The following is a 19,192-nucleotide window of genomic DNA, read 5'->3' as shown; positions in this document are numbered from 1 at the left end:
TTTGGTGATTTAGAAGCAGAAAAGGGAATAAGGGGTGCGGGAGAAATTGCCGGGTGGCGCTAACGCTTACCCGGCCTACGAATGGAGAGCGATTTACAGCGCCAGCAGGCGCTCAACGGACGGCGCAAAGTAGTAGCCGCCGGTCACGGGACGGGTGAAGCGCAGCATGGCGTCACGCTTGCCGTCGGTATCGCCAAACATGCTCAGCAGCTGCTGTTCGATGTTGTAGAGGCGCGCACAGTAAGCGCAGAAGTACAGGCCGTGCGTACCGCTCGCGGTGCCGTACGGCAAGCTCTGGCGAACAATCTTCAGCCCCTTACCGTCTTCTTTAAGGTCAACGCGGGTCAGGTGGGACGTGACCGGACGCGCATCGCCGTCAATCTCTTCATTGGCGTCTTTGGTGCGGCCAATCATCATCTCCTGGTCATGCACGCTCATGCGGTTGAGCTGCCTGAGGTTATGCTCCCAGCGCTGGACGAACACGTAGCTGCCGCCCGCGTCCACGCCATCCTTGATTACAGCCACCTCGCGACGCGTCTCTTCCCCGGCCGGGTTTTCGGTGCCGTCGACGAAGCCGCTCAAATCGCGCTCTTCCACCCAGCGGAAACCGTGGATCTCTTCCTGCACGTCGATGCTGTCACCAAAGGCCTCAATCGCTGCCTGAGCGACGGAGAAATTCACGTCATGGCGCAGGGAGAGGATATGAATCAGGACGTCATACTGGGTGGCGGGCGCAAGACCTTTGCCATAAGGAATAAAGTCTTTCAGCTCTTCTGCGCCTTCGCCGCCGCTCAGCTGACGCCAGACGGTATTGCCAAAGGCAACCACCGCGCCCAGATGGGCTTCGGGGAATTTGGCCTGAAAGGTGGCCAGTTTATCAACGAAAATTTTGCTGGCCGCGCGCAGGGCATCCACGTCCCCTTTGACGTTGGCTTCAATCCAAATCGCCGCGCGGCAATGTTCTGGCAAAATGCCACTCTGAACCTGAGACATCGCTCCTCCTGAAAAAAAGATGCCACGACAGCGTGGCATTGATGGCGGCTATTATACCTGGATTTCAGCGAGGCGGCTTGCTCAGGCGCAAATTACTGCTTCCAGATAATTTTGCTCACTTTCCACTTTTTCAGGGTGTCGTCAGAGGGCATTAACCCTTCCGGACCGTTCCAGGTGCCGCTGAATACATAGCTAATGTGCTGGCTGCCGTCGGCCTTACACTCGACCGCCACGCTGTCATCCGAGGGCACGCTGGCGCAGTGGCCAAACGCTTTCTGATAGAGTTCGCCAAACGGCGTACCTACCTTCACGCCACCTGAGGTCGGGATCTCTTCATCCATCACCGCAATGCGGTTGACCGTACCTTTATCGCCGTTGATGACCATCGCCACCTTGTCGTCTTTCAACGCTTCGAAATAGCGCACGATGTTGCCGTTCTCGGTTTTCATGCCGCTGCGCAGGCGATAATCACTGCCGATGGCCTCCTGAATGGCATCCTGATCCAGCGCCGTCGAGGCGGTGATTTTGCCCACGCCCTGCTCGGTCACTTCCGTTGAGGAGCCAAACCAGTTCCACGGATAGGCCGCAGACCAGTTGATGGATGAGAGCGTGGAACAGCCGGTTAACGCCAGCGGGAGAGCGCATAAAAGTAAACGCAGCGATTTCATTGAGACGTCCTTACGTAATAAATCAACGCTTGTTGGAGTGCAGTATCGGCAAAAAGTGCCGTTTTAATCTGACTCTTGCGTAAAACAGGCGCGTAAACGGGGGTTCGTGACCAGCCACAGCAGCGCGACAATATCCGCCACCACTAGCGCAATCCCGATACCGGAAAGCGGCTCGCCGTACAGCCAGAGCACGGGCTGCCAGACCAGGAGCACAACCTGCGCCAGAATCAACAGCCAGCGAAGTGCGCGCCAGAAGCGCGGGAGGAACTGCCGCCGACCGCTGCACAGGAACGCCAGCACCGCCGGTACACCGGGCAGTAACCCCAGCCAGAACGCATCGTGATCGGGATAAAAGAGATTCAGTAGCGTATCGCCCTGCCCGCGTGACGCGCCAGCCATCAAGAACAGCACCCAGGTGCGGGCCTGCAACAGCAGAACGCCCCAGAATAAAAAAGGCAGACGCAGACGACCGTGAACATCATAGTCGCCAGGGTGAAACTCAGTACTCTTCATCTTCGATCAGGCGCTTACCCAGCGTCAGTACATCCGCGTGCTCGTAGCCCAGACGTTCATACATGCCCAGCACCACGTCGTTATCTTCCCGCACCATAATCTGGATTTTCGGGCAGCCACGGGCGATCAGTTTCTTTTCCAGACGGTTAAGCAGCGCGTTGGCGATGCCGCGCGCGCGATATTCCGGGTGCACGCCCAGATAGTAGGCCGACCCGCGGTGGCCGTCGTACCCGCCCATTACCGTCCCGACCACCTCGCCGTTGACCTCAGCGACCAGAAACAGACTGACGTCGTGATTCACCTTCCGTTCGATGTCCATTTCCGGATCGTTCCACGGACGCAGCAGATCGCAGCGCTCCCAAAGGGTGATCACCTCTTCGAAATCTTCCTGGCGAAAAACGCGTATCTCCATGGTATTAACCGCCTTTTCGGGTTTAAAAACAGTGATTATGGCGTGAACAGGGCATTTAGCCAATAACCGGGGAAAAACTCGCCAAAATTTGGCATAATGTCACTTTGTCACGTATTGAAATGAAAAGTAAAACAATTCTCAATAAGGAATGTCGTCACGCAAAACGCGATACGATATAACACCAGGACCCCAATTTTTACAATTCAGGCCGCATGAGCACATTCAAACCATTAAAAGCACTCACATCGCGTCGTCAGGTTCTCAAAGCGGGGCTGGCGGCCTTAACGTTAACAGGCATCGCAAAGCAGGCTCAGGCAAAAGAAGAGAGCTCGCTTAAAACCAGTAACGGACACAGCAAGCCGAAAACCAAAAAAGCCGGCGCAAAGCGTCTGGTCATGCTCGATCCGGGCCACGGCGGGATCGACACCGGCGCCATTGGCGGAAACGGGTCGAAAGAAAAACACGTCGTGCTGGCAATTGCAAAAAATGTGCGCGCAATTTTACGCAGCAACGGCATTGACGCCCGCCTGACGCGCACGGGCGACACGTTTATCCCGCTGTACGATCGCGTGGAAATTGCCCATAAGCACGGCGCCGACCTGTTTATGTCCATTCACGCGGATGGCTTCACAAACCCTTCCGCCGCAGGCGCATCGGTGTTCGCCCTCTCCAACCGTGGCGCCAGTAGCGCCATGGCGAAATACCTCTCCGATCGCGAAAACCGGGCGGATGAAGTGGCCGGGAAAAAAGCCACCGACAAAGACCATCTGTTGCAGCAGGTTCTGTTTGATCTCGTGCAGACCGATACCATCAAAAACAGCCTGACGCTCGGCTCGCATATCCTTAAACGGATTAAGCCCGTGCACCGTCTGCACAGTAAAAGCACCGAGCAGGCCGCGTTTGTGGTGCTGAAGTCCCCGTCCATTCCGTCCGTGCTGGTTGAAACCTCGTTCATTACCAACCCGGAAGAGGAGCGTTTACTCGGCACCACGGCGTTTCGTCAGAAGATCGCGAACGCTATCGCCTCCGGGGTCATCAGTTATTTCAACTGGTTCGATAATCAAAAAGCGCACTCCAGGAAACGTTGATGAAACCGAATGCACAACTGGTCAAAACTTTCCTGATGCAGTTACAGGACGCGATTTGCCAGAAACTGGCCGCCGCAGACGGCGGTGAATTTCAGGAAGATGCCTGGCAGCGCGAAGCGGGCGGCGGTGGACGCAGCCGCGTGCTGCGTAACGGTGGCATTTTTGAACAGGCCGGGGTCAACTTCTCCCACGTCCACGGTGATGCAATGCCGGCGTCCGCCACGGCGCATCGGCCTGAACTGGCGGGCCGCAGCTTCGAGGCGATGGGCGTCTCGCTGGTGGTGCATCCGCATAACCCGTTTGTGCCAACCAGCCACGCCAACGTGCGCTTTTTCATCGCGGAAAAACCGGGGGCCGATCCGGTCTGGTGGTTTGGCGGCGGTTTCGACTTAACGCCTTACTATGGCTTCGAAGAGGACGCCGTGCACTGGCACACCACCGCGCGCGACCTCTGCCTGCCGTTTGGCGAAGACGTTTACCCGAAATACAAAAAGTGGTGCGATGATTATTTCTATCTGAAGCATCGCGACGAGCAACGCGGCATCGGCGGGCTGTTCTTTGACGATCTCAACACGCCGGATTTTGATACCGCGTTCAGCTTTATGCGCGCAGTGGGTAAAGGCTTTACCGATGCCTATCTGCCGATTGTCGAACGCCGCAAAAACACCGACTACGGCGTTCGCGAGCGTGAGTTCCAGCTGTACCGCCGCGGGCGTTACGTGGAGTTTAACCTGGTATGGGATCGCGGGACGCTGTTTGGCCTGCAAACCGGTGGGCGCACGGAGTCCATTCTGATGTCGATGCCGCCGCTGGTGCGCTGGGAATACAGCTTTGAACCCAAAGAAGGCAGCCCGGAGGCTGCCTTGCGTGAGTTTATTCGGGTTCGGAACTGGGTGTAACCCCCTCACCCCTGCCCTCTCCCAAAGGGAGAGGGAGTATAAATTCCCTCTCCCTTTGGGAGAGGGTTAGGGCGAGGGTAAAAATTACAGCGGCTGCGTCTGTGCCTCAACCACCGCCAGCGCTACCATGTTGACGATACGACGCACGGAGGCAATCGGCGTTAATACATGTACCGGTTTTGACACCCCCATCAGCACTGGCCCTACGGTCACCCCTTCAGAACTCGACACACGCAGCAGGTTATAGCTGATACGCGCCGCTTCCACGTTCGGCATAATCAGCACGTTCGCCGAGCCTTTCAGCGGGCTGTCCGGCATACGTTCATTACGAATGCTCTCCACCAGCGCGGCGTCGCCGTGCATCTCGCCGTCGATCATCAGTTCCGGCGCACGCTCGCGCACCAGGTCCAGCGTCTGGCGCATTTTGCACGCCGCCGCGGATTTGGATGACCCGAAGTTAGAATGCGACAGCAGCGCCACTTTCGGCTCGATACCAAAGCGGCGCACGGTTTCCGCCGCCATCACGGTGATTTCCGCCAGTTCGTCCGGGGAAGGATCGTCGTTGACGTAGGTATCGGCGATAAAGGTGTTACCGCTTGGCAGCAACAGCGCGTTCATTGCGCCGGCAGTATGGACACCCTCGCGATAGCCGAAGATCTCCTGCACCACGCTGAAATGCTCATGGTACTCGCCGATGGTGCCGCAGATCAGCGCATCCGCCTCACCGCGGTGAACCATGATCGCGCCGATCACCGTGGTGTTGCTGATCACCGCCCGCTGCGCCTGCTCCTGGGTGATCCCGCGACGCTTCATAATCGAATAGTATTCGTTCCAGTACTCTTTGAAGCGCGGATCGGATTCGTTATTGACGATCTCAAAGTCGACGCCCGGCTTAATTTGCAGGCCCAGCTTCTGGATACGCATCTCGATCACGCTCGGACGACCAATCAGGATCGGTTTCGCCAGCCCTAAGGTGATCAGCTCCTGCGTGGCATGCAGCACGCGCGCCTCTTCCCCTTCCGCCAGCACCACGCGCTTCGCGTCAGCGCGCGCCTGGGAGAAGATCGGCTTCATAAACAGGTTGGTTTTGTAGACGAACTCGGTGAGTTTATCGACGTAGGCATCGAAATCTTCAATCGGTCGCGTCGCCACGCCAGAGTCCATCGCCGCTTTGGCCACCGCTGGCGCGATCTTCACGATCAGACGCGGGTCAAATGGTTTAGGGATAATGTAGTCCGGGCCGAAGCTCAGATCCTGATCGCCGTAGGCGGAGGCCACCACTTCGCTCTGCTCGGCGTGCGCCAGCTCTGCGATAGCATGAACGGCGGCGAGCTTCATCTCTTCGTTGATTGCCGTAGCGCCGACGTCCAGCGCACCGCGGAAGATGAATGGGAAGCAGAGCACGTTGTTCACCTGGTTCGGGTAGTCCGAACGTCCGGTACAGATGATCGCGTCTTCACGCACTGCCTTCGCCAGCGGCGGCAGAATTTCCGGCTCCGGGTTCGCCAGGGCCAGGATCATTGGCGCGCGCGCCATCTTCTGCACCATCTCCTGGGTCAGTACTTTCGGGCCTGAACAGCCGAGGAAAATGTCGGCACCTTCAATGACGTCTTCTAGCGTGCGCTTGCCGTCGTCTTCCACCGCATAGGCCGCCTTGGTTTCCGCCATGTTTGGCTCGCGGTCTTTGTAAATCACGCCTTTGGAGTCGCAGACCACGATGTTGTGTTTCTGCATGCCCAGCGCCACCAGCAGGTTCATACAGGCGATGGCCGCGGCGCCAGCGCCGGAGACCACCATGCGCACGTCGGAGAGGTTTTTCTCCACCACACGCAGACCGTTCAGAATGGCGGCGGTACTGATAATCGCCGTGCCGTGCTGGTCGTCATGGAACACGGGAATGTTCATACGCTCGCGCAGCTTCTGCTCGATATAGAAACATTCCGGCGCTTTGATGTCTTCCAGGTTGATGCCGCCGAAGGTCGGCTCCAGCGCCGCCACCACGTTGATGAATTTATCCGGGTCCAGTTCGTCCACTTCGATATCGAAGACGTCGATACCGGCAAATTTCTTAAACAGAACGCCCTTCCCTTCCATCACCGGCTTACCGGCCAGCGCGCCAATGTTCCCTAACCCCAGTACCGCCGTACCGTTAGAGATAACGGCCACCAGGTTGCCACGGGCGGTGTATTTGTACGCTGCCAGCGGATCTTTTTCGATTTCAAGGCACGGGGCAGCTACACCTGGCGAGTAGGCCAGCGCCAGATCGCGCTGGGTCGCCAGCGGTTTGGTCGGGGATACCTGGATTTTACCCGGAACAGGAAACTCGTGAAAATCGAGAGCGCTTTGTTTTAACTGATCATCCATCTTGTTATTCCTTTCACGTTTCGGTCAAAAAGGGTGATGTTGACGTTCCTATGCACACCCTGGTGTGCCGCATAGTATCGCCGCAGGCAGGCTCCTAAACTTTGAAGGCTGCCAAACTCTCACCATTGCAGAATAAAAATTGTTATCAATTTATAACAGCCATGTTACCCGTCTCAGACAGCAATGCCTCCCCCGTCTGCTATGCTTTTTTGTTAAGTCCATCATGATTTTCTCAGAAGTGTGACCTGACGCACTCGACTAACTCTTTTATTTCCAAGGAGTAATTATGAACCAGCTAGACGGCATCAAACAATTTACCACCGTGGTTGCAGACAGCGGCGACATCGAATCGATTCGTCACTACCAGCCGGAAGACGCGACCACCAACCCCTCGCTGCTGCTCAAGGCGGCCGGTCTTGCGCACTTTAGTCATCTGATTGATGACGCCCTTGCCTACGGCAAACAGCGCGGTAAAACGCAGGAGCAGCAGGTCGCCGAAGCCAGTGACAAGCTGGCGGTCAATATCGGTGCGGAAATTCTTAAAAGCATACCGGGACGCGTCTCCACCGAAGTGGATGCCCGCCTCTCATTCGACCAGGAAAAGAGCATTAGCAAGGCTCGCCGCCTGGTGGAACTCTACCAGGAGCAGGGGATCGATAAATCACGCATCCTGATCAAGCTTGCCTCCACCTGGGAAGGCATCCGCGCGGCGGAAGTGCTGGAGAAAGAGGGGATCAACTGTAACCTGACGCTGCTGTTCTCCTTCGCCCAGGCGCGTGCCTGCGCCGAAGCGGGCGTGTTCCTGATTTCACCGTTTGTCGGACGTATCTACGACTGGTATCAGGCGAAACAGCCGATGGATCCGTATGTGGTGGACGAAGATCCCGGCGTGAAATCGGTGCGTAATATCTACGATTATTACAAGCAGCACCGCTACGAGACCATCGTGATGGGGGCCAGCTTCCGCCGCACCGAGCAGATCCTCGCGCTCGCGGGCTGCGACCGGCTGACCATCTCCCCAGACCTGCTGAAGAAGCTTCAGGAGAGTGAAGAGACGGTGATCCGCAAGCTTGTGCCAACCTCCACCGTTCTGCCAAAACCAAAACCCATGACCGAAGCGGAATTCCGCTGGGAGCACAATCAGGATCCAATGGCCGTGGAAAAACTGGCGGACGGCATCCGTCAGTTCGCCGTCGACCAGCGCAAACTCGAAGATCTTCTCGCCGCCAAACTTTAACCTTGCCACGGAGTGAACTATGTCCCGTAAAGAGCTCGCCAACGCCATTCGCGCCCTCAGCATGGATGCCGTACAAAAAGCCAATTCCGGCCACCCTGGCGCCCCCATGGGGATGGCTGATATCGCCGAAGTGCTGTGGAACGACTTCCTGAAGCACAACCCTACCGATCCGACCTGGTACGACCGCGACCGTTTTATTCTTTCCAACGGGCACGCCTCGATGCTGCTCTACAGCCTGCTGCACCTTTCCGGCTACGATCTGCCGCTTGAGGAATTAAAAAACTTCCGCCAACTGCACTCCAAAACGCCGGGCCACCCGGAGATCGGCTATACGCCGGGCGTTGAAACCACTACCGGCCCGCTGGGCCAGGGGCTGGCGAATGCCGTTGGCCTGGCGATTGCCGAACGTACGCTGGCCGCGCAGTTCAACCAGCCCGACCACGAGATTGTCGATCACTATACCTATGTCTTTATGGGCGACGGCTGTCTGATGGAGGGGATCTCTCACGAGGTCTGTTCTCTGGCGGGCACCCTGGGGCTGGGCAAGCTGATTGGCTTCTACGATCACAACGGTATCTCCATTGACGGGGAAACCGAGGGCTGGTTTACCGACGATACGGCGAAACGCTTTGAAGCCTATCACTGGCACGTAGTGCACGAGATCGACGGTCACGATCCTGAGGCGGTGAAAAAAGCGATTCAGGAAGCGCAGAGCGTGAAGGACAAACCGTCCCTGATCATCTGCCGCACCACCATCGGCTTCGGCTCGCCGAACAAAGCGGGCAAAGAGGAGGCGCACGGCGCGGCGCTGGGTGAAGAGGAAGTGGCGCTGACCCGCCAGAAACTGGGCTGGAAACACCCGGCCTTTGAGATCCCAAAAGAGATCTACAAGGCCTGGGATGCTCGCGAAACAGGTGAAAAAGCGCAGCAGGCCTGGAACGAGAAGTTTGCCGCCTACAAAAAAGCGTATCCGGAGCTGGCGGCTGAGTTTACCCGCCGCATGAGCGGCGGCCTGCCGGAAGACTGGGAAGAGAAAACTCATGCGCTGATTGAGAACCTGCAATCCAACCCGGCGAAAATTGCCACCCGTAAGGCATCACAAAACACCCTGAACGCGATTGGCCCAATCCTGCCCGAACTGCTGGGCGGCTCGGCGGATCTGGCGCCAAGTAACCTCACCATCTGGTCCGGCTCTAAATCCCTGAAGGAGGACATTGCCGGGAACTACATCCACTACGGCGTGCGCGAGTTCGGGATGACCGCCATTGCCAACGGCATCGCCCACCACGGCGGCTTCGTGCCGTACACTGCCACCTTCCTGATGTTTGTCGAATATGCCCGTAACGCGGCGCGTATGGCGGCCCTGATGAAGGCGCGGCAAATCATGGTGTATACCCACGACTCTATCGGGCTGGGTGAAGATGGGCCGACGCACCAGGCGGTAGAGCAGCTGGCAAGCCTGCGCTTAACGCCAAACTTCAGCACCTGGCGTCCTTGCGATCAGGTGGAAGCGGCAGTGGGCTGGAAGCTGGCCGTAGAGCGTCATAACGGACCCACGGCGCTGATCCTGTCGCGCCAGAACCTGGCGCAGATCGAGCGCACGCCGGAGCAGGTGAATAATATCTCCCGCGGCGGGTACATCCTGAAAGACAGCGGCGGTAAGCCAGACGTGATCCTGATCGCCACCGGTTCCGAGGTGGAAATCACAGTAAAAGCGGCGGAGAAACTGACCGCCGAGGGTCACGCGGTGCGCGTGGTTTCCCTGCCTTCAACGGATATCTTTGATGCCCAGGATGAGGCGTACCGCGAATCGGTGCTGCCTTCAAACGTCGCGGCGCGCGTGGCGGTTGAAGCTGGCATTGCCGACTACTGGTACAAATACGTGGGTCTGAAAGGGGCAATTGTCGGGATGCATGGTTACGGTGAATCCGCCCCGGCCGACAAGCTGTTCCCGTATTTCGGCTTTACCGTTGAGAACGTGGTGGAGAAGGCGCTAAGCGTGCTGTAGTGCGATCTGCGTTGCCCGGTGGCGGCTACGCCTTACCGGGCCTACGGTTCTAAAAAGTAGGCCGGGTAAGCGACAGCGCCACCGGGCAAAACCCTACCTTGTGATCCACAGCGTGGGCCAGGCATCTGGCCCATTCCAGTTATCACAGCTTGGCTCTTCCGCGTAGCGTACCAGGCGGAAGCGCTGGCCGTTAAAACGCCAGCGGGTCTGGATCCCACAGTCGCCAATCCCGCGTCCCAGCGCCAGCGTGGTCAGCTCGCGCGTTTTTTCGTCGAAGCTGGCATTCATCAGCTCCATGTCGCTACTCTGGCTGGAAGGGGTAAACGGCAGGCGCAATCTCACGCTCCTGGCCGAAAATGGTTTTTTACGCGACACCAGCCACGCCAGGTCGACGGTGTTGTACGCCCCCGCCTCACAGCTGATGATCATCAGCGCTTTGTCATCGGTCAGCGCGGTCACGCGCACTTCACGCCGGTTCGGATCGAGAGAGCACTGGCTGTGGTTCATGCGCCAGGTACCGTAATCCAGCAGATCGTTGAGTTCGTTATGCGTCAGCGGCGTTGGCGTGGGGTTCACCACCGCCACCTTTTTTAATGCCGGCGCAGGCGGCACGCTCAGCGGTGGACTATCCCCTTTTTTAATCCACGCCGTTTCACTTCCGACGCGTTTTTGCTGGGCATCGATAAACAGCAGCGCCGCTTTCAGACCGGCCAGAGAAATTGTCTGCTTCCCCCCGCGCAGGGTCAGCGCCTGCCCTTCCTGAATGGTTTTCAGAAACGTGGTGATGGTGGCCGTATCGTCTGTTTTAAGATGCCAGGGGGCTAACTGCCAGTGTTGCGACGTGAGTTTAAGCGGCACATTGTCGAGCAGCAGGCGCGGGGCGATGTCAGGCTCTTTCACCGGAGGCGCCGAAAGCCCGCCGAGATCGATGCGCAGGCTGGCGTCCGTTTTTGCCCCCGCACTGCGGCTCAGCGTCATGACCAGACCGCGATGCTCGCCGGTATTGCGCGCTACGCAGAAGTTCTGGTTATTGCAGGTCACCTGCCAGTCTGAAAAAGACTGCTGCGCAGGCGCAGCCCACACCAAAGGCGCGGGAAGCACGCAAATGAAGAAGAGAAGATAAACGCAGTAGCGCATGAACGGCACAGCCCCGGAAACGAATAGGTCAATCTGGGGCGTATCTTCGTGCCCTGGGCGGGCTGGCTCAATCGGATTTATCGGATAGATTTATCTGAAATACAACTTATCGCGCTTCCGCCGCCGCATTCATCCGCCCGCTGGTTTGCAGATACTGCAACAGGATCACCGCTTTACCGTCGCGGATCTCGCCGCGTTTCACCATGTCGACAGCCTGAGCGAAAGGCATTTCCAGCACTTCAATATCTTCATCGTCCACACCACCGCCCCGGTGCGTGCGCTGAGCATCGGTATATTCCGCAATGAAGAAGTGAACCAGCTCGGTAACCCCGCCAGGGGACATAAACAGCTCAAAGACTTTCTGCACCGCACCCACTTCAAAACCCGTCTCCTCAATGGCTTCTTTGCGGATACACACTTCCGGCTCATCGTCATCAAGCAGACCTGCACAGGTTTCAATCAGACGTCCGTCCGCGTTGCCATTGACCCATGTCGCGATGCGAAACTGGCGGATCAGCACCACGCTTTGCTTTTCACGGTTATACAGCAGGATGGTTGCACCATTGCCCCGGTCGTAGACTTCGCGTTTATGGCGAATGACGTCCCCGTTCTTACGGGTGAGATCGTAAGTGATGTTACGCAGGACAAAGTAATTTTCAGAAAGGATTTTGTCTTTAATAACGGTAATGTTCAGGGACATACGGGCTCCACGGCAAAATGAGTCTGTTTATACTACGCCGTGAAGCCCGCTTTGTCGCCCGTCTGCATTAATGCATGTTGCGCGGCGGCACGCCAAGCCAGTCCATGATCCCCTGCGCGGCATGGCGCCCTTCCGCCATCGCGGTGACCACCAGATCCGCACCGCGTACCGCATCACCGCCAGCAAAAATCTGCGGATTCGAGGTCTGGTAGCGATAACGGCTCTCCACGGAGGCCCTGATGCGCCCCCAGTCGTCGGTGTCGACGCCCTGCGCCTGAAGCCACGGCATGGCGTGCGGATTAAAACCAAACGCCATGATCACCGCATCCGCTGGCATGACAAACTCACTGCCCGCCACCGGGACAGGACGCCGCCGCCCCTGCGCATCCGGCTCGCCCAGCCTGGTGCGCAGCATCCGGATACCGTTAACCTTCCCGTCGGTATCCAGCGTGAGCTCAACCGGCTGGACATTAAATTCAAACGCTGCGCCCTCTTCTTTCGCGTTTTTAACCTCTTTCTTTGAGCCCGGCATGTTGGCCTCGTCCCGCCGATAGGCGCAGGTGACTTTCGCCGCGCCATGCCGCAGCGCGGTGCGCACGCAGTCCATCGCCGTATCGCCCCCGCCGAGCACCACCACGTTTAAACCCTGTGTGTCGATAAACGGTTCGTCTGCGGCAGGATCAAGGCCCATCACGTTCCGCGTGTTTGCCACTAAAAACGGCAGCGCGTCGTACACACCCGGCGCGTCTTCGTGAGGGATACCCGCTTTCATGGAACGATAGGTCCCTACGCCGATGAACAGGGCATCGTAGTCGTTTTGCAGTTGGGCCATCGACACGTCTTTTCCCACCTCGCAGTTCAGCTCGAAGCGGATGCCCATCGCGCTGAATATCTCTCTGCGCCGCGCTAACAGGGATTTATCCAGCTTGAAGGCCGGAATACCAAAGGTCAGCAATCCGCCGATTTCCGGATGGCGGTCGTAGACCGTCACGCCGACGCCGCTGCGCACCAGCACGTCGGCGCAGGCCAGCCCTGCCGGACCGGCGCCGATGATGGCGACGCGCTTACCGACCGGCTTAACGTGGCTGACGTCCGGCGTCCAGCCCATCGCCAGCGCCCGATCCGAGATATACCGTTCTATATTACCGATGGTTACTGCCCCTGACGCATCCCGCAGGGTGCAGGCGCCTTCACATAATCGATCCTGTGGGCAGACGCGGCCGGTAATTTCCGGTAAACAGTTAGTCTGGTGAGAAAGCTCAGCCGCACCGACGATATCCCCCGCCCCGATCCGCTCAATCCACTGGGGAATGTGGTTATGCAGCGGGCAGGTCCACTCGCAAATGCTGTGCTCGCCACATTTCAGGCACCGGGATGCCTCTCGCTGCGCCTGTTCCGGGCGAAACGGCAGGTAGATCTCGTTAAAATGGTATGCGCGTGCTTCGGGGCTGAGCTTATCCGGCTCACCGCGCGCCGGGGTGTTTTGCATCTGTTGCCGTTTGGTTTGCGGAGGGACTGACTGAACCGCCTCGCTGTGCCACGGCAGCGCGTCCAGCCTTGCGCTGCGCTGTCGGCGCTGTTTAACCAGCTTATCCAGTACGGCTGGGGTGGCGAGCGTAAGCACCGCCGCCGGGCAGTTTTCCACGCAGGCCGGGCCTTGCGGCCTTTCCAGGCAGAGGTCGCATTTGTGCGCCGAGGCCTTTACGCTGTCGTTTTCCAGCGGGGCGATCAGCATGTCCATCGTGCCAAACGGACAGGCCACCACGCAGGCTTTACAGCCAATGCATTTTTGTTGATTGACCTGTACGCTGTCGTTGTGTTGCGTGATGGCTCCGTTCGGGCAGCTTTGCGCGCAGGGCGCATTTTCACAGTGGTGGCAGGTCACGGGACTTTTTCGCAAGCCAGAAGTAAGGACCGTAATGCGGGGATGAAAATGGCGCTCGCTCAGCGCGTGCTGTTCCCCGTTGTGCGCCATCACACAGGCAACTTCGCAGGCGCGACAACCGATACACTGTTGAGCGTTGGCCATAATAAAACGATTCATAACAACACCTGTTTTTGGTTCAATAACCTTATTCTTTCTATTGCTATCGTATTTACCCACAGCGGCATGGCGACGCAATGTTCAAATGCCCAGGAAGCCGAACTATTTCCAGTGAACCTGTGGCAGATCAATTTAATTCAGGAAGCTGATGAGTGACCGTTAAACGCCCCGTATCGGGAAGCCTGGCTCGGGCTTTCTTTTCGATGATTGTCTTGTCCGTTCTGATCAGCGCCATTGCGCTGGTCACACTCGCCAGCAGCCAGCGCGACGCCGAGGCGATTAACATCGCCGGCTCGCTGCGTATGCAGAGCTACCGCCTGGGCTACGAAATGCAGCGCGCCGGCCCATCGCTGGCAGAGCACCGCGCGGTCTGGCAAAAAACGCTGAGCGCGCCTGCGTTGCAGAAGCTAAACCGCTGGTATGTGCCAGAGGACGTCAAACAGCGTTACCAGCAGTTGCACCTTGGCTGGCAGGAGATGGACACGCGCATCGCCAGCGGCGATACCGGATGGTATCAGAACCACATAGAGGATTTCGTGGGCCGGATAGATGCCTTTGTGCTGGCGCTACAGCACTACACCGAACATAAAATTCAGCTGGTGATTTTCATGTCGCTGACGGGTGGCCTGGGCATCCTGCTGCTGGCGGTGGTGACCCTGCGGCGCATCCGCCGTCAGGTTGTGCTGCCGCTGAATAATCTGGTGGCGGCGAGCGAGCGTATCGAACAGGGGCAATTCGACACTCCCGCGCCGGATACTACGCTTCCCAACGAGCTGGGCCAGCTTTCCCGCGCCTTCAACCATATGTCGGCGGAATTACACACCCTGTACCGTTCACTTGAGCGCTCCGTTGCTGAAAAAACCCGCCACCTGAATGAAGCGCATCAGCAGCTCGAAATGCTGTTTAAATGCTCACAGGCGTTGAATACCGGGCAGATAGACAGCCACTGTTTCCGGCATATTTTGCAGATTGTGCATGACTATACGCAGATGAATTACCTGCAATTGCGCACCAGTGACGACTGGCAGCTTTACGAAGGACAGGAGTCCCCGGGCGAGAAAATGCACAATTTACCGGTGTTAATGCAGGACACCCTGTACGGCGAACTGCGCTGGCAAAGCGCGACCGGGGATGTTCCGCTGCCGCTCATGGAAAGCGTGGCGACGATGCTGGGCCGGGGGCTCTATTTTAATCAGGCGCAGAAACATTATCAGCAGTTGCTGCTGATGGAGGAGCGCGCCACCATCGCGCGCGAGCTGCATGATTCGCTGGCGCAGGTGCTCTCCTATTTGCGTATTCAGCTTACGCTGCTGAAGCATGCCGTGCCCGGCGACAATGCTCCGGCGCAGACCATCATTACGGACTTCTCCCGCGAGCTGAATAATGCCTGGCATCAGCTACGCGAGCTGCTCACCACCTTCCGCCTGACGCTCAATCACGCCAATCTTCCTGCCGCGCTACAGGAGTCTCTCGACGGGTTGCAAAGCCAGACCCGCGCGAAGCTGGTGCTCGACTGCCGTCTCTCATCGCTGGCGCTGGACGCACAAAAACAGGTGCACCTCTTACAGATTGTGCGTGAGGCAGTGCTGAATGCGATTAAACATGCCGACGCCAGCGAGATTGTGGTCAGCTGCGTCACCATCGCGGACGGCACTCACACGGTCACGATCCGCGACAACGGCATTGGTATCGGCGACGCCAGTGAACCGCCGGGGCATTACGGGCTGAATATCATGCGCGAACGCGCGGGACGGCTCGGCGGGACATTACACTTTTCTCAGCCGCCACAGGGCGGGACACAGGTCAGCGTAACGTTCCAGACGCCTGCGGCCCAGGCTGAAAAATAGCGAGAAAGAAGGCGCGCTGAAAAAAGCGCATGATAATTTACATTATCTCCTTTATTTCTCCACGTTTGACCTGGGCCTTACCGCTAAAGTTAGGCGGGCAATAAACAATAATGACGTGCAGCAAAACGAGGTCACACTTTAATGGCGAATTTTTTCATCGATCGCCCCATTTTTGCCTGGGTGCTTGCAATCCTGTTGTGTCTGACGGGTGTCCTGGCGATTACGTCCCTTCCTGTTGAGCAATACCCTGACCTCGCGCCCCCCAACGTGCGTATCACGGCGAACTACCCTGGCGCCTCGGCACAGACGCTGGAAAATACCGTCACCCAGGTTATCGAGCAGAACATGACGGGTCTCGATAACCTGATGTACATGTCCTCACAGAGCAGCGCCACGGGCCAGGCGACGGTAACCCTGAGCTTTACGGCGGGCACGGATCCGGATGAAGCGGTGCAGCAGGTGCAAAACCAGCTGCAATCGGCCCTGCGTAAACTGCCTCAGGCGGTGCAGAACCAGGGGGTGACCGTGCGTAAAACCGGTGACACCAATATTTTGACCATCGCGTTTGTTTCAACCGATGGCTCAATGGATAAGCAGGACATAGCGGACTACGTCGCCAGTAATATTCAGGACCCGCTCAGCCGTATCAACGGCGTGGGTGATATCGACGCCTACGGCTCGCAGTACTCCATGCGTATCTGGCTGGATCCCAACAAGCTGAACAGCGTGCAGATGACCGCCAAAGATGTCACCGACGCTATCGAATCGCAGAACGCCCAGATTGCCGTGGGGCAGCTCGGCGGTACCCCGTCCGTGGATAACCAGGCGCTTAACGCCACCATCAACTCCCAGTCGCTGCTCCAGACACCTGAACAGTTCCGCAATATCACGCTACGCGTGAATCAGGACGGTTCGGAAGTGCGTCTGGGGGATGTCGCCACCGTGGAAATGGGGGCGGAAAAATATGACTACCTGAGCCGCTTCAACGGTAATGCCGCGTCCGGGCTGGGGGTGAAACTGGCCTCCGGCGCCAACGAAATGGCGACCGCGCAGCGGGTGCTAGAGCGTCTGGATGAGCTGTCGCATTTCTTCCCGCACGGACTGGAGTACAAAGTCGCCTACGAAACCACCTCGTTCGTAAAGGCCTCCATCGAAGATGTGGTGAAAACCCTGCTCGAAGCTATCGCGCTGGTGTTCCTCGTGATGTACCTGTTCCTGCAAAACTTCCGCGCTACGCTGATCCCCACTATTGCGGTGCCGGTGGTGCTGCTGGGTACCTTTGCGGTGCTGTATGCCTTCGGTTACAGCATCAACACTCTGACCATGTTCGCCATGGTGCTGGCCATCGGTCTGCTGGTGGATGATGCCATCGTGGTGGTGGAAAACGTTGAGCGCATCATGAGCGAGGAAGGGCTTTCGCCCCGCGAGGCCACGCGCAAATCGATGGGACAGATTCAGGGCGCGCTGGTCGGTATCGCCATGGTGCTGTCGGCGGTATTTATCCCGATGGCGTTTTTTGGCGGCACCACGGGCGCGATTTATCGCCAGTTCTCGATCACCATCGTCTCTGCAATGGTGCTCTCCGTACTGGTGGCGATGATCCTTACCCCTGCCCTGTGCGCGACGCTGCTGAAACCGCTGCATAAGGGCGAACACCACGGTCAAAAAGGCTTCTTCGGCTGGTTTAACCGCATGTTTAACCGCAATGCGGCGCGCTATGAAGCGGGCGTGGGTAAAGTACTGCACCGCAGCGTGCGCTGGATGGTGGTTTATGTCCTGCTGCTCGGCGGCATGGTCTTCCTGTTCCTGCGGCTGCCAACCTCGTTCCTGCCGCTGGAAGATCGCGGCATGTTTATCACCTCCGTACAGTTACCCAGCGGCTCGACCCAGCAGCAGACCCTGAAAGTGGTGCAGAAGGTTGAGAACTACTTCCATACTCAGGAGAAAGATAACGTGGTCTCCGTCTTCTCCACCGTCGGCTCTGGCCCTGGCGGTAACGGGCAGAACGTGGCGCGTATGTTTGTGCGCCTGAAAGACTGGGACCAGCGCGACAGCGATACCGGCTCCTCCTTTGCCATCATTGAGCGTGCAACCAAAGCGTTCAACAAAATCAAGGAAGCGCGCGTTTTCGCCAGCAGCCCGCCCGCCATCAGCGGCCTGGGCAGCTCAGCCGGGTTTGATATGGAGCTTCAGGATCACGCGGGTGCCGGGCATGACGCGTTGATGGCTGCTCGCGACAAGCTGCTGGAGCTGGCCGGGAAAGATCCGCAGCTTACCCGCGTTCGTCATAACGGTCTGGATGACAGCCCTCAGCTACAGGTGGATATTGACCAGCGTAAAGCGCAGGCGCTGGGCGTCTCCATCGACGACATTAACGACACCCTGCAAACGGCATGGGGCTCAAGCTACGTGAATGACTTTATGGATCGCGGCCGCGTGAAGAAGGTCTACGTTCAGTCTGCCGCCAAATACCGCATGCTGCCGGACGATATCAACCGCTGGTATGTGCGCAATAACACCGGCGGCATGGTGCCGTTCTCGGCGTTTGCGACGTCACGCTGGGAGACCGGTTCACCGCGTCTGGAGCGTTACAACGGCTATTCGGCGCTGGAGATTGTCGGTGAAGCCGCGCCGGGCGTCAGTACCGGCACCGCAATGGATATAATGGAAAAACTGGTTCAGCAGTTACCGACCGGCTTTGGCCTGGAGTGGACGGCGATGTCCTACCAGGAACGGCTTTCCGGCGCTCAGGCGCCTGCCTTGTATGCCCTTTCGCTGCTGGTGGTGTTCCTCTGTCTGGCGGCGCTGTATGAAAGCTGGTCAGTGCCGTTCTCGGTGATGCTGGTGGTGCCTCTCGGGGTCATCGGCGCGCTGCTGGCAACCTGGATGCGCGGCCTGGAAAATGATGTCTATTTCCAGGTCGGACTCCTCACCGTAATCGGATTGTCGGCGAAAAACGCCATTCTGATCGTCGAATTTGCCAATGAGATGAATGCCAAAGGTCACGAACTGATGGCCGCCACGCTGCACGCCTGTCGTCAGCGCCTGCGTCCGATCCTGATGACCTCTCTGGCGTTTGTGTTTGGCGTCCTGCCGATGGCCACCAGCTCCGGCGCAGGCTCCAGCAGCCAGCACGCGGTGGGAACGGGCGTTATGGGGGGAATGATTTCGGCGACGATTCTGGCTATCTATTTCGTACCGCTGTTCTTTGTGCTGGTACGCCGTCGTTTCCCGCTGAAGGATAAGCCGGAATAACACGTTGAAATAAAAAAGGCGGCTTTA

14 protein-coding genes are annotated in these 19,192 nt (G+C 57.9%); 6 read left to right on the top strand and 8 right to left on the bottom strand.

Annotated features, from left to right (window positions below):
* Window positions 1-93: 93 nt before the first annotated feature.
* The 4 genes from O1722_RS06760 to O1722_RS06745 form a co-directional block, all read right to left on the bottom strand.
* Window positions 94-993, bottom strand: a complete 900-nt coding sequence (locus tag O1722_RS06760; RefSeq protein WP_017383480.1) for a Dyp-type peroxidase — start codon at window positions 991-993, stop codon at window positions 94-96.
* 92 nt (window positions 994-1,085) lie between these two features.
* Complete coding sequence (locus O1722_RS06755; RefSeq protein ID WP_015572220.1) at window positions 1,086-1,661, bottom strand: RpoE-regulated lipoprotein; 576 nt, start codon at window positions 1,659-1,661, stop codon at window positions 1,086-1,088.
* 63 nt (window positions 1,662-1,724) lie between these two features.
* Complete coding sequence (locus O1722_RS06750; protein WP_032669417.1) at window positions 1,725-2,174, bottom strand: DUF2919 domain-containing protein; 450 nt, start codon at window positions 2,172-2,174, stop codon at window positions 1,725-1,727.
* Window positions 2,161-2,586, bottom strand: coding sequence for a GNAT family acetyltransferase (locus O1722_RS06745; RefSeq protein WP_003861292.1), 426 nt, complete (start codon window positions 2,584-2,586; stop codon window positions 2,161-2,163). The genes O1722_RS06750 and O1722_RS06745 overlap by 14 nt, the downstream gene beginning before the upstream one ends.
* 212 nt (window positions 2,587-2,798) lie before the next feature.
* Between O1722_RS06745 and amiA the strand changes: the two genes are divergently transcribed.
* Both amiA and hemF read left to right on the top strand, forming a co-directional pair.
* Window positions 2,799-3,674, top strand: coding sequence for an N-acetylmuramoyl-L-alanine amidase AmiA (gene amiA / locus O1722_RS06740; protein WP_032669416.1), 876 nt, complete (start codon window positions 2,799-2,801; stop codon window positions 3,672-3,674).
* Window positions 3,674-4,573 carry an oxygen-dependent coproporphyrinogen oxidase gene (gene hemF, locus O1722_RS06735; protein WP_033487426.1) on the top strand — a complete coding sequence of 300 codons (900 nt, stop codon included), beginning with the start codon at window positions 3,674-3,676 and terminating at the stop codon, window positions 4,571-4,573. Before amiA ends, hemF begins: the two co-directional genes overlap by 1 nt.
* Before the next feature lie 84 nt (window positions 4,574-4,657).
* Here the strand turns inward: hemF and maeB are convergent, their stop codons facing one another.
* The gene (gene maeB / locus O1722_RS06730; protein ID WP_023295115.1) at window positions 4,658-6,937 is read right to left on the bottom strand and encodes an NADP-dependent oxaloacetate-decarboxylating malate dehydrogenase; all 2,280 of its coding nucleotides are present in this window, start codon (window positions 6,935-6,937) and stop codon (window positions 4,658-4,660) included.
* Between the two features lie 286 nt (window positions 6,938-7,223).
* On the opposite strand from maeB, the gene tal reads away from it, so the two are divergent.
* Window positions 7,224-8,174 (top strand): transaldolase, encoded by a 951-nt coding sequence (gene tal, locus O1722_RS06725; RefSeq protein WP_015572217.1) that lies wholly within the window; start codon window positions 7,224-7,226, stop codon window positions 8,172-8,174.
* Between the two features lie 19 nt (window positions 8,175-8,193).
* On the top strand, window positions 8,194-10,182 hold the full coding sequence (gene tkt / locus O1722_RS06720; RefSeq protein WP_033487427.1) for a transketolase: 1,989 nt from the start codon (window positions 8,194-8,196) through the stop codon (window positions 10,180-10,182).
* A 93-nt stretch (window positions 10,183-10,275) separates the two neighbouring features.
* On the opposite strand, the gene O1722_RS06715 is transcribed toward tkt, so the two are convergent.
* From O1722_RS06715 to aegA, 3 genes are all read right to left on the bottom strand, one after another.
* Window positions 10,276-11,319: a DUF1176 domain-containing protein gene (locus O1722_RS06715; RefSeq protein ID WP_023295117.1), complete on the bottom strand. Its 1,044-nt coding sequence runs from the start codon at window positions 11,317-11,319 to the stop codon at window positions 10,276-10,278.
* Between the two features lie 106 nt (window positions 11,320-11,425).
* Window positions 11,426-12,019, bottom strand: a complete 594-nt coding sequence (nudK, locus tag O1722_RS06710; protein ID WP_033487428.1) for a GDP-mannose pyrophosphatase NudK — start codon at window positions 12,017-12,019, stop codon at window positions 11,426-11,428.
* A 67-nt stretch (window positions 12,020-12,086) separates the two neighbouring features.
* Complete coding sequence (gene aegA, locus O1722_RS06705) at window positions 12,087-14,063, bottom strand: formate-dependent uric acid utilization protein AegA (RefSeq protein WP_071963990.1); 1,977 nt, start codon at window positions 14,061-14,063, stop codon at window positions 12,087-12,089.
* A gap of 152 nt (window positions 14,064-14,215) precedes the next feature.
* Here aegA and narQ point away from each other — a divergent pair, with 152 nt between their 5' ends.
* Window positions 14,216-15,910, top strand: coding sequence for a nitrate/nitrite two-component system sensor histidine kinase NarQ (gene narQ / locus O1722_RS06700; protein WP_023304187.1), 1,695 nt, complete (start codon window positions 14,216-14,218; stop codon window positions 15,908-15,910).
* Between the two features lie 141 nt (window positions 15,911-16,051).
* The gene (gene acrD / locus O1722_RS06695; protein WP_017383494.1) at window positions 16,052-19,165 is read left to right on the top strand and encodes a multidrug efflux RND transporter permease AcrD; all 3,114 of its coding nucleotides are present in this window, start codon (window positions 16,052-16,054) and stop codon (window positions 19,163-19,165) included.
* Window positions 19,166-19,192 lie beyond the last annotated feature (27 nt).

It is taken from the genome of Enterobacter cloacae complex sp. HYC003_NIDB (genome assembly GCF_056673375.1).
The sequence above is the reverse complement of the archived record's forward strand: the minus strand, read 5'-3'. Positions and strand labels throughout refer to the sequence as shown.

Excerpts from the sequence above, each read along its gene's own strand:
- O1722_RS06760 (WP_017383480.1), bottom strand. The coding sequence starts at position 993 with ATGTCTCAGGTTCAGAGTGGCATTTTGCCAGAACATTGCCGCGCGGCG.
- O1722_RS06755 (WP_015572220.1), bottom strand. The coding sequence starts at position 1,661 with ATGAAATCGCTGCGTTTACTTTTATGCGCTCTCCCGCTGGCGTTAACC.
- O1722_RS06750 (WP_032669417.1), bottom strand. The coding sequence starts at position 2,174 with ATGAAGAGTACTGAGTTTCACCCTGGCGACTATGATGTTCACGGTCGT.
- O1722_RS06745 (WP_003861292.1), bottom strand. The coding sequence starts at position 2,586 with ATGGAGATACGCGTTTTTCGCCAGGAAGATTTCGAAGAGGTGATCACC.
- amiA (WP_032669416.1), top strand. The coding sequence starts at position 2,799 with ATGAGCACATTCAAACCATTAAAAGCACTCACATCGCGTCGTCAGGTT.
- hemF (WP_033487426.1), top strand. The coding sequence starts at position 3,674 with ATGAAACCGAATGCACAACTGGTCAAAACTTTCCTGATGCAGTTACAG.
- maeB (WP_023295115.1), bottom strand. The coding sequence starts at position 6,937 with ATGGATGATCAGTTAAAACAAAGCGCTCTCGATTTTCACGAGTTTCCT.
- tal (WP_015572217.1), top strand. The coding sequence starts at position 7,224 with ATGAACCAGCTAGACGGCATCAAACAATTTACCACCGTGGTTGCAGAC.
- tkt (WP_033487427.1), top strand. The coding sequence starts at position 8,194 with ATGTCCCGTAAAGAGCTCGCCAACGCCATTCGCGCCCTCAGCATGGAT.
- O1722_RS06715 (WP_023295117.1), bottom strand. The coding sequence starts at position 11,319 with ATGCGCTACTGCGTTTATCTTCTCTTCTTCATTTGCGTGCTTCCCGCG.
- nudK (WP_033487428.1), bottom strand. The coding sequence starts at position 12,019 with ATGTCCCTGAACATTACCGTTATTAAAGACAAAATCCTTTCTGAAAAT.
- aegA (WP_071963990.1), bottom strand. The coding sequence starts at position 14,063 with ATGAATCGTTTTATTATGGCCAACGCTCAACAGTGTATCGGTTGTCGC.
- acrD (WP_017383494.1), top strand. The coding sequence starts at position 16,052 with ATGGCGAATTTTTTCATCGATCGCCCCATTTTTGCCTGGGTGCTTGCA.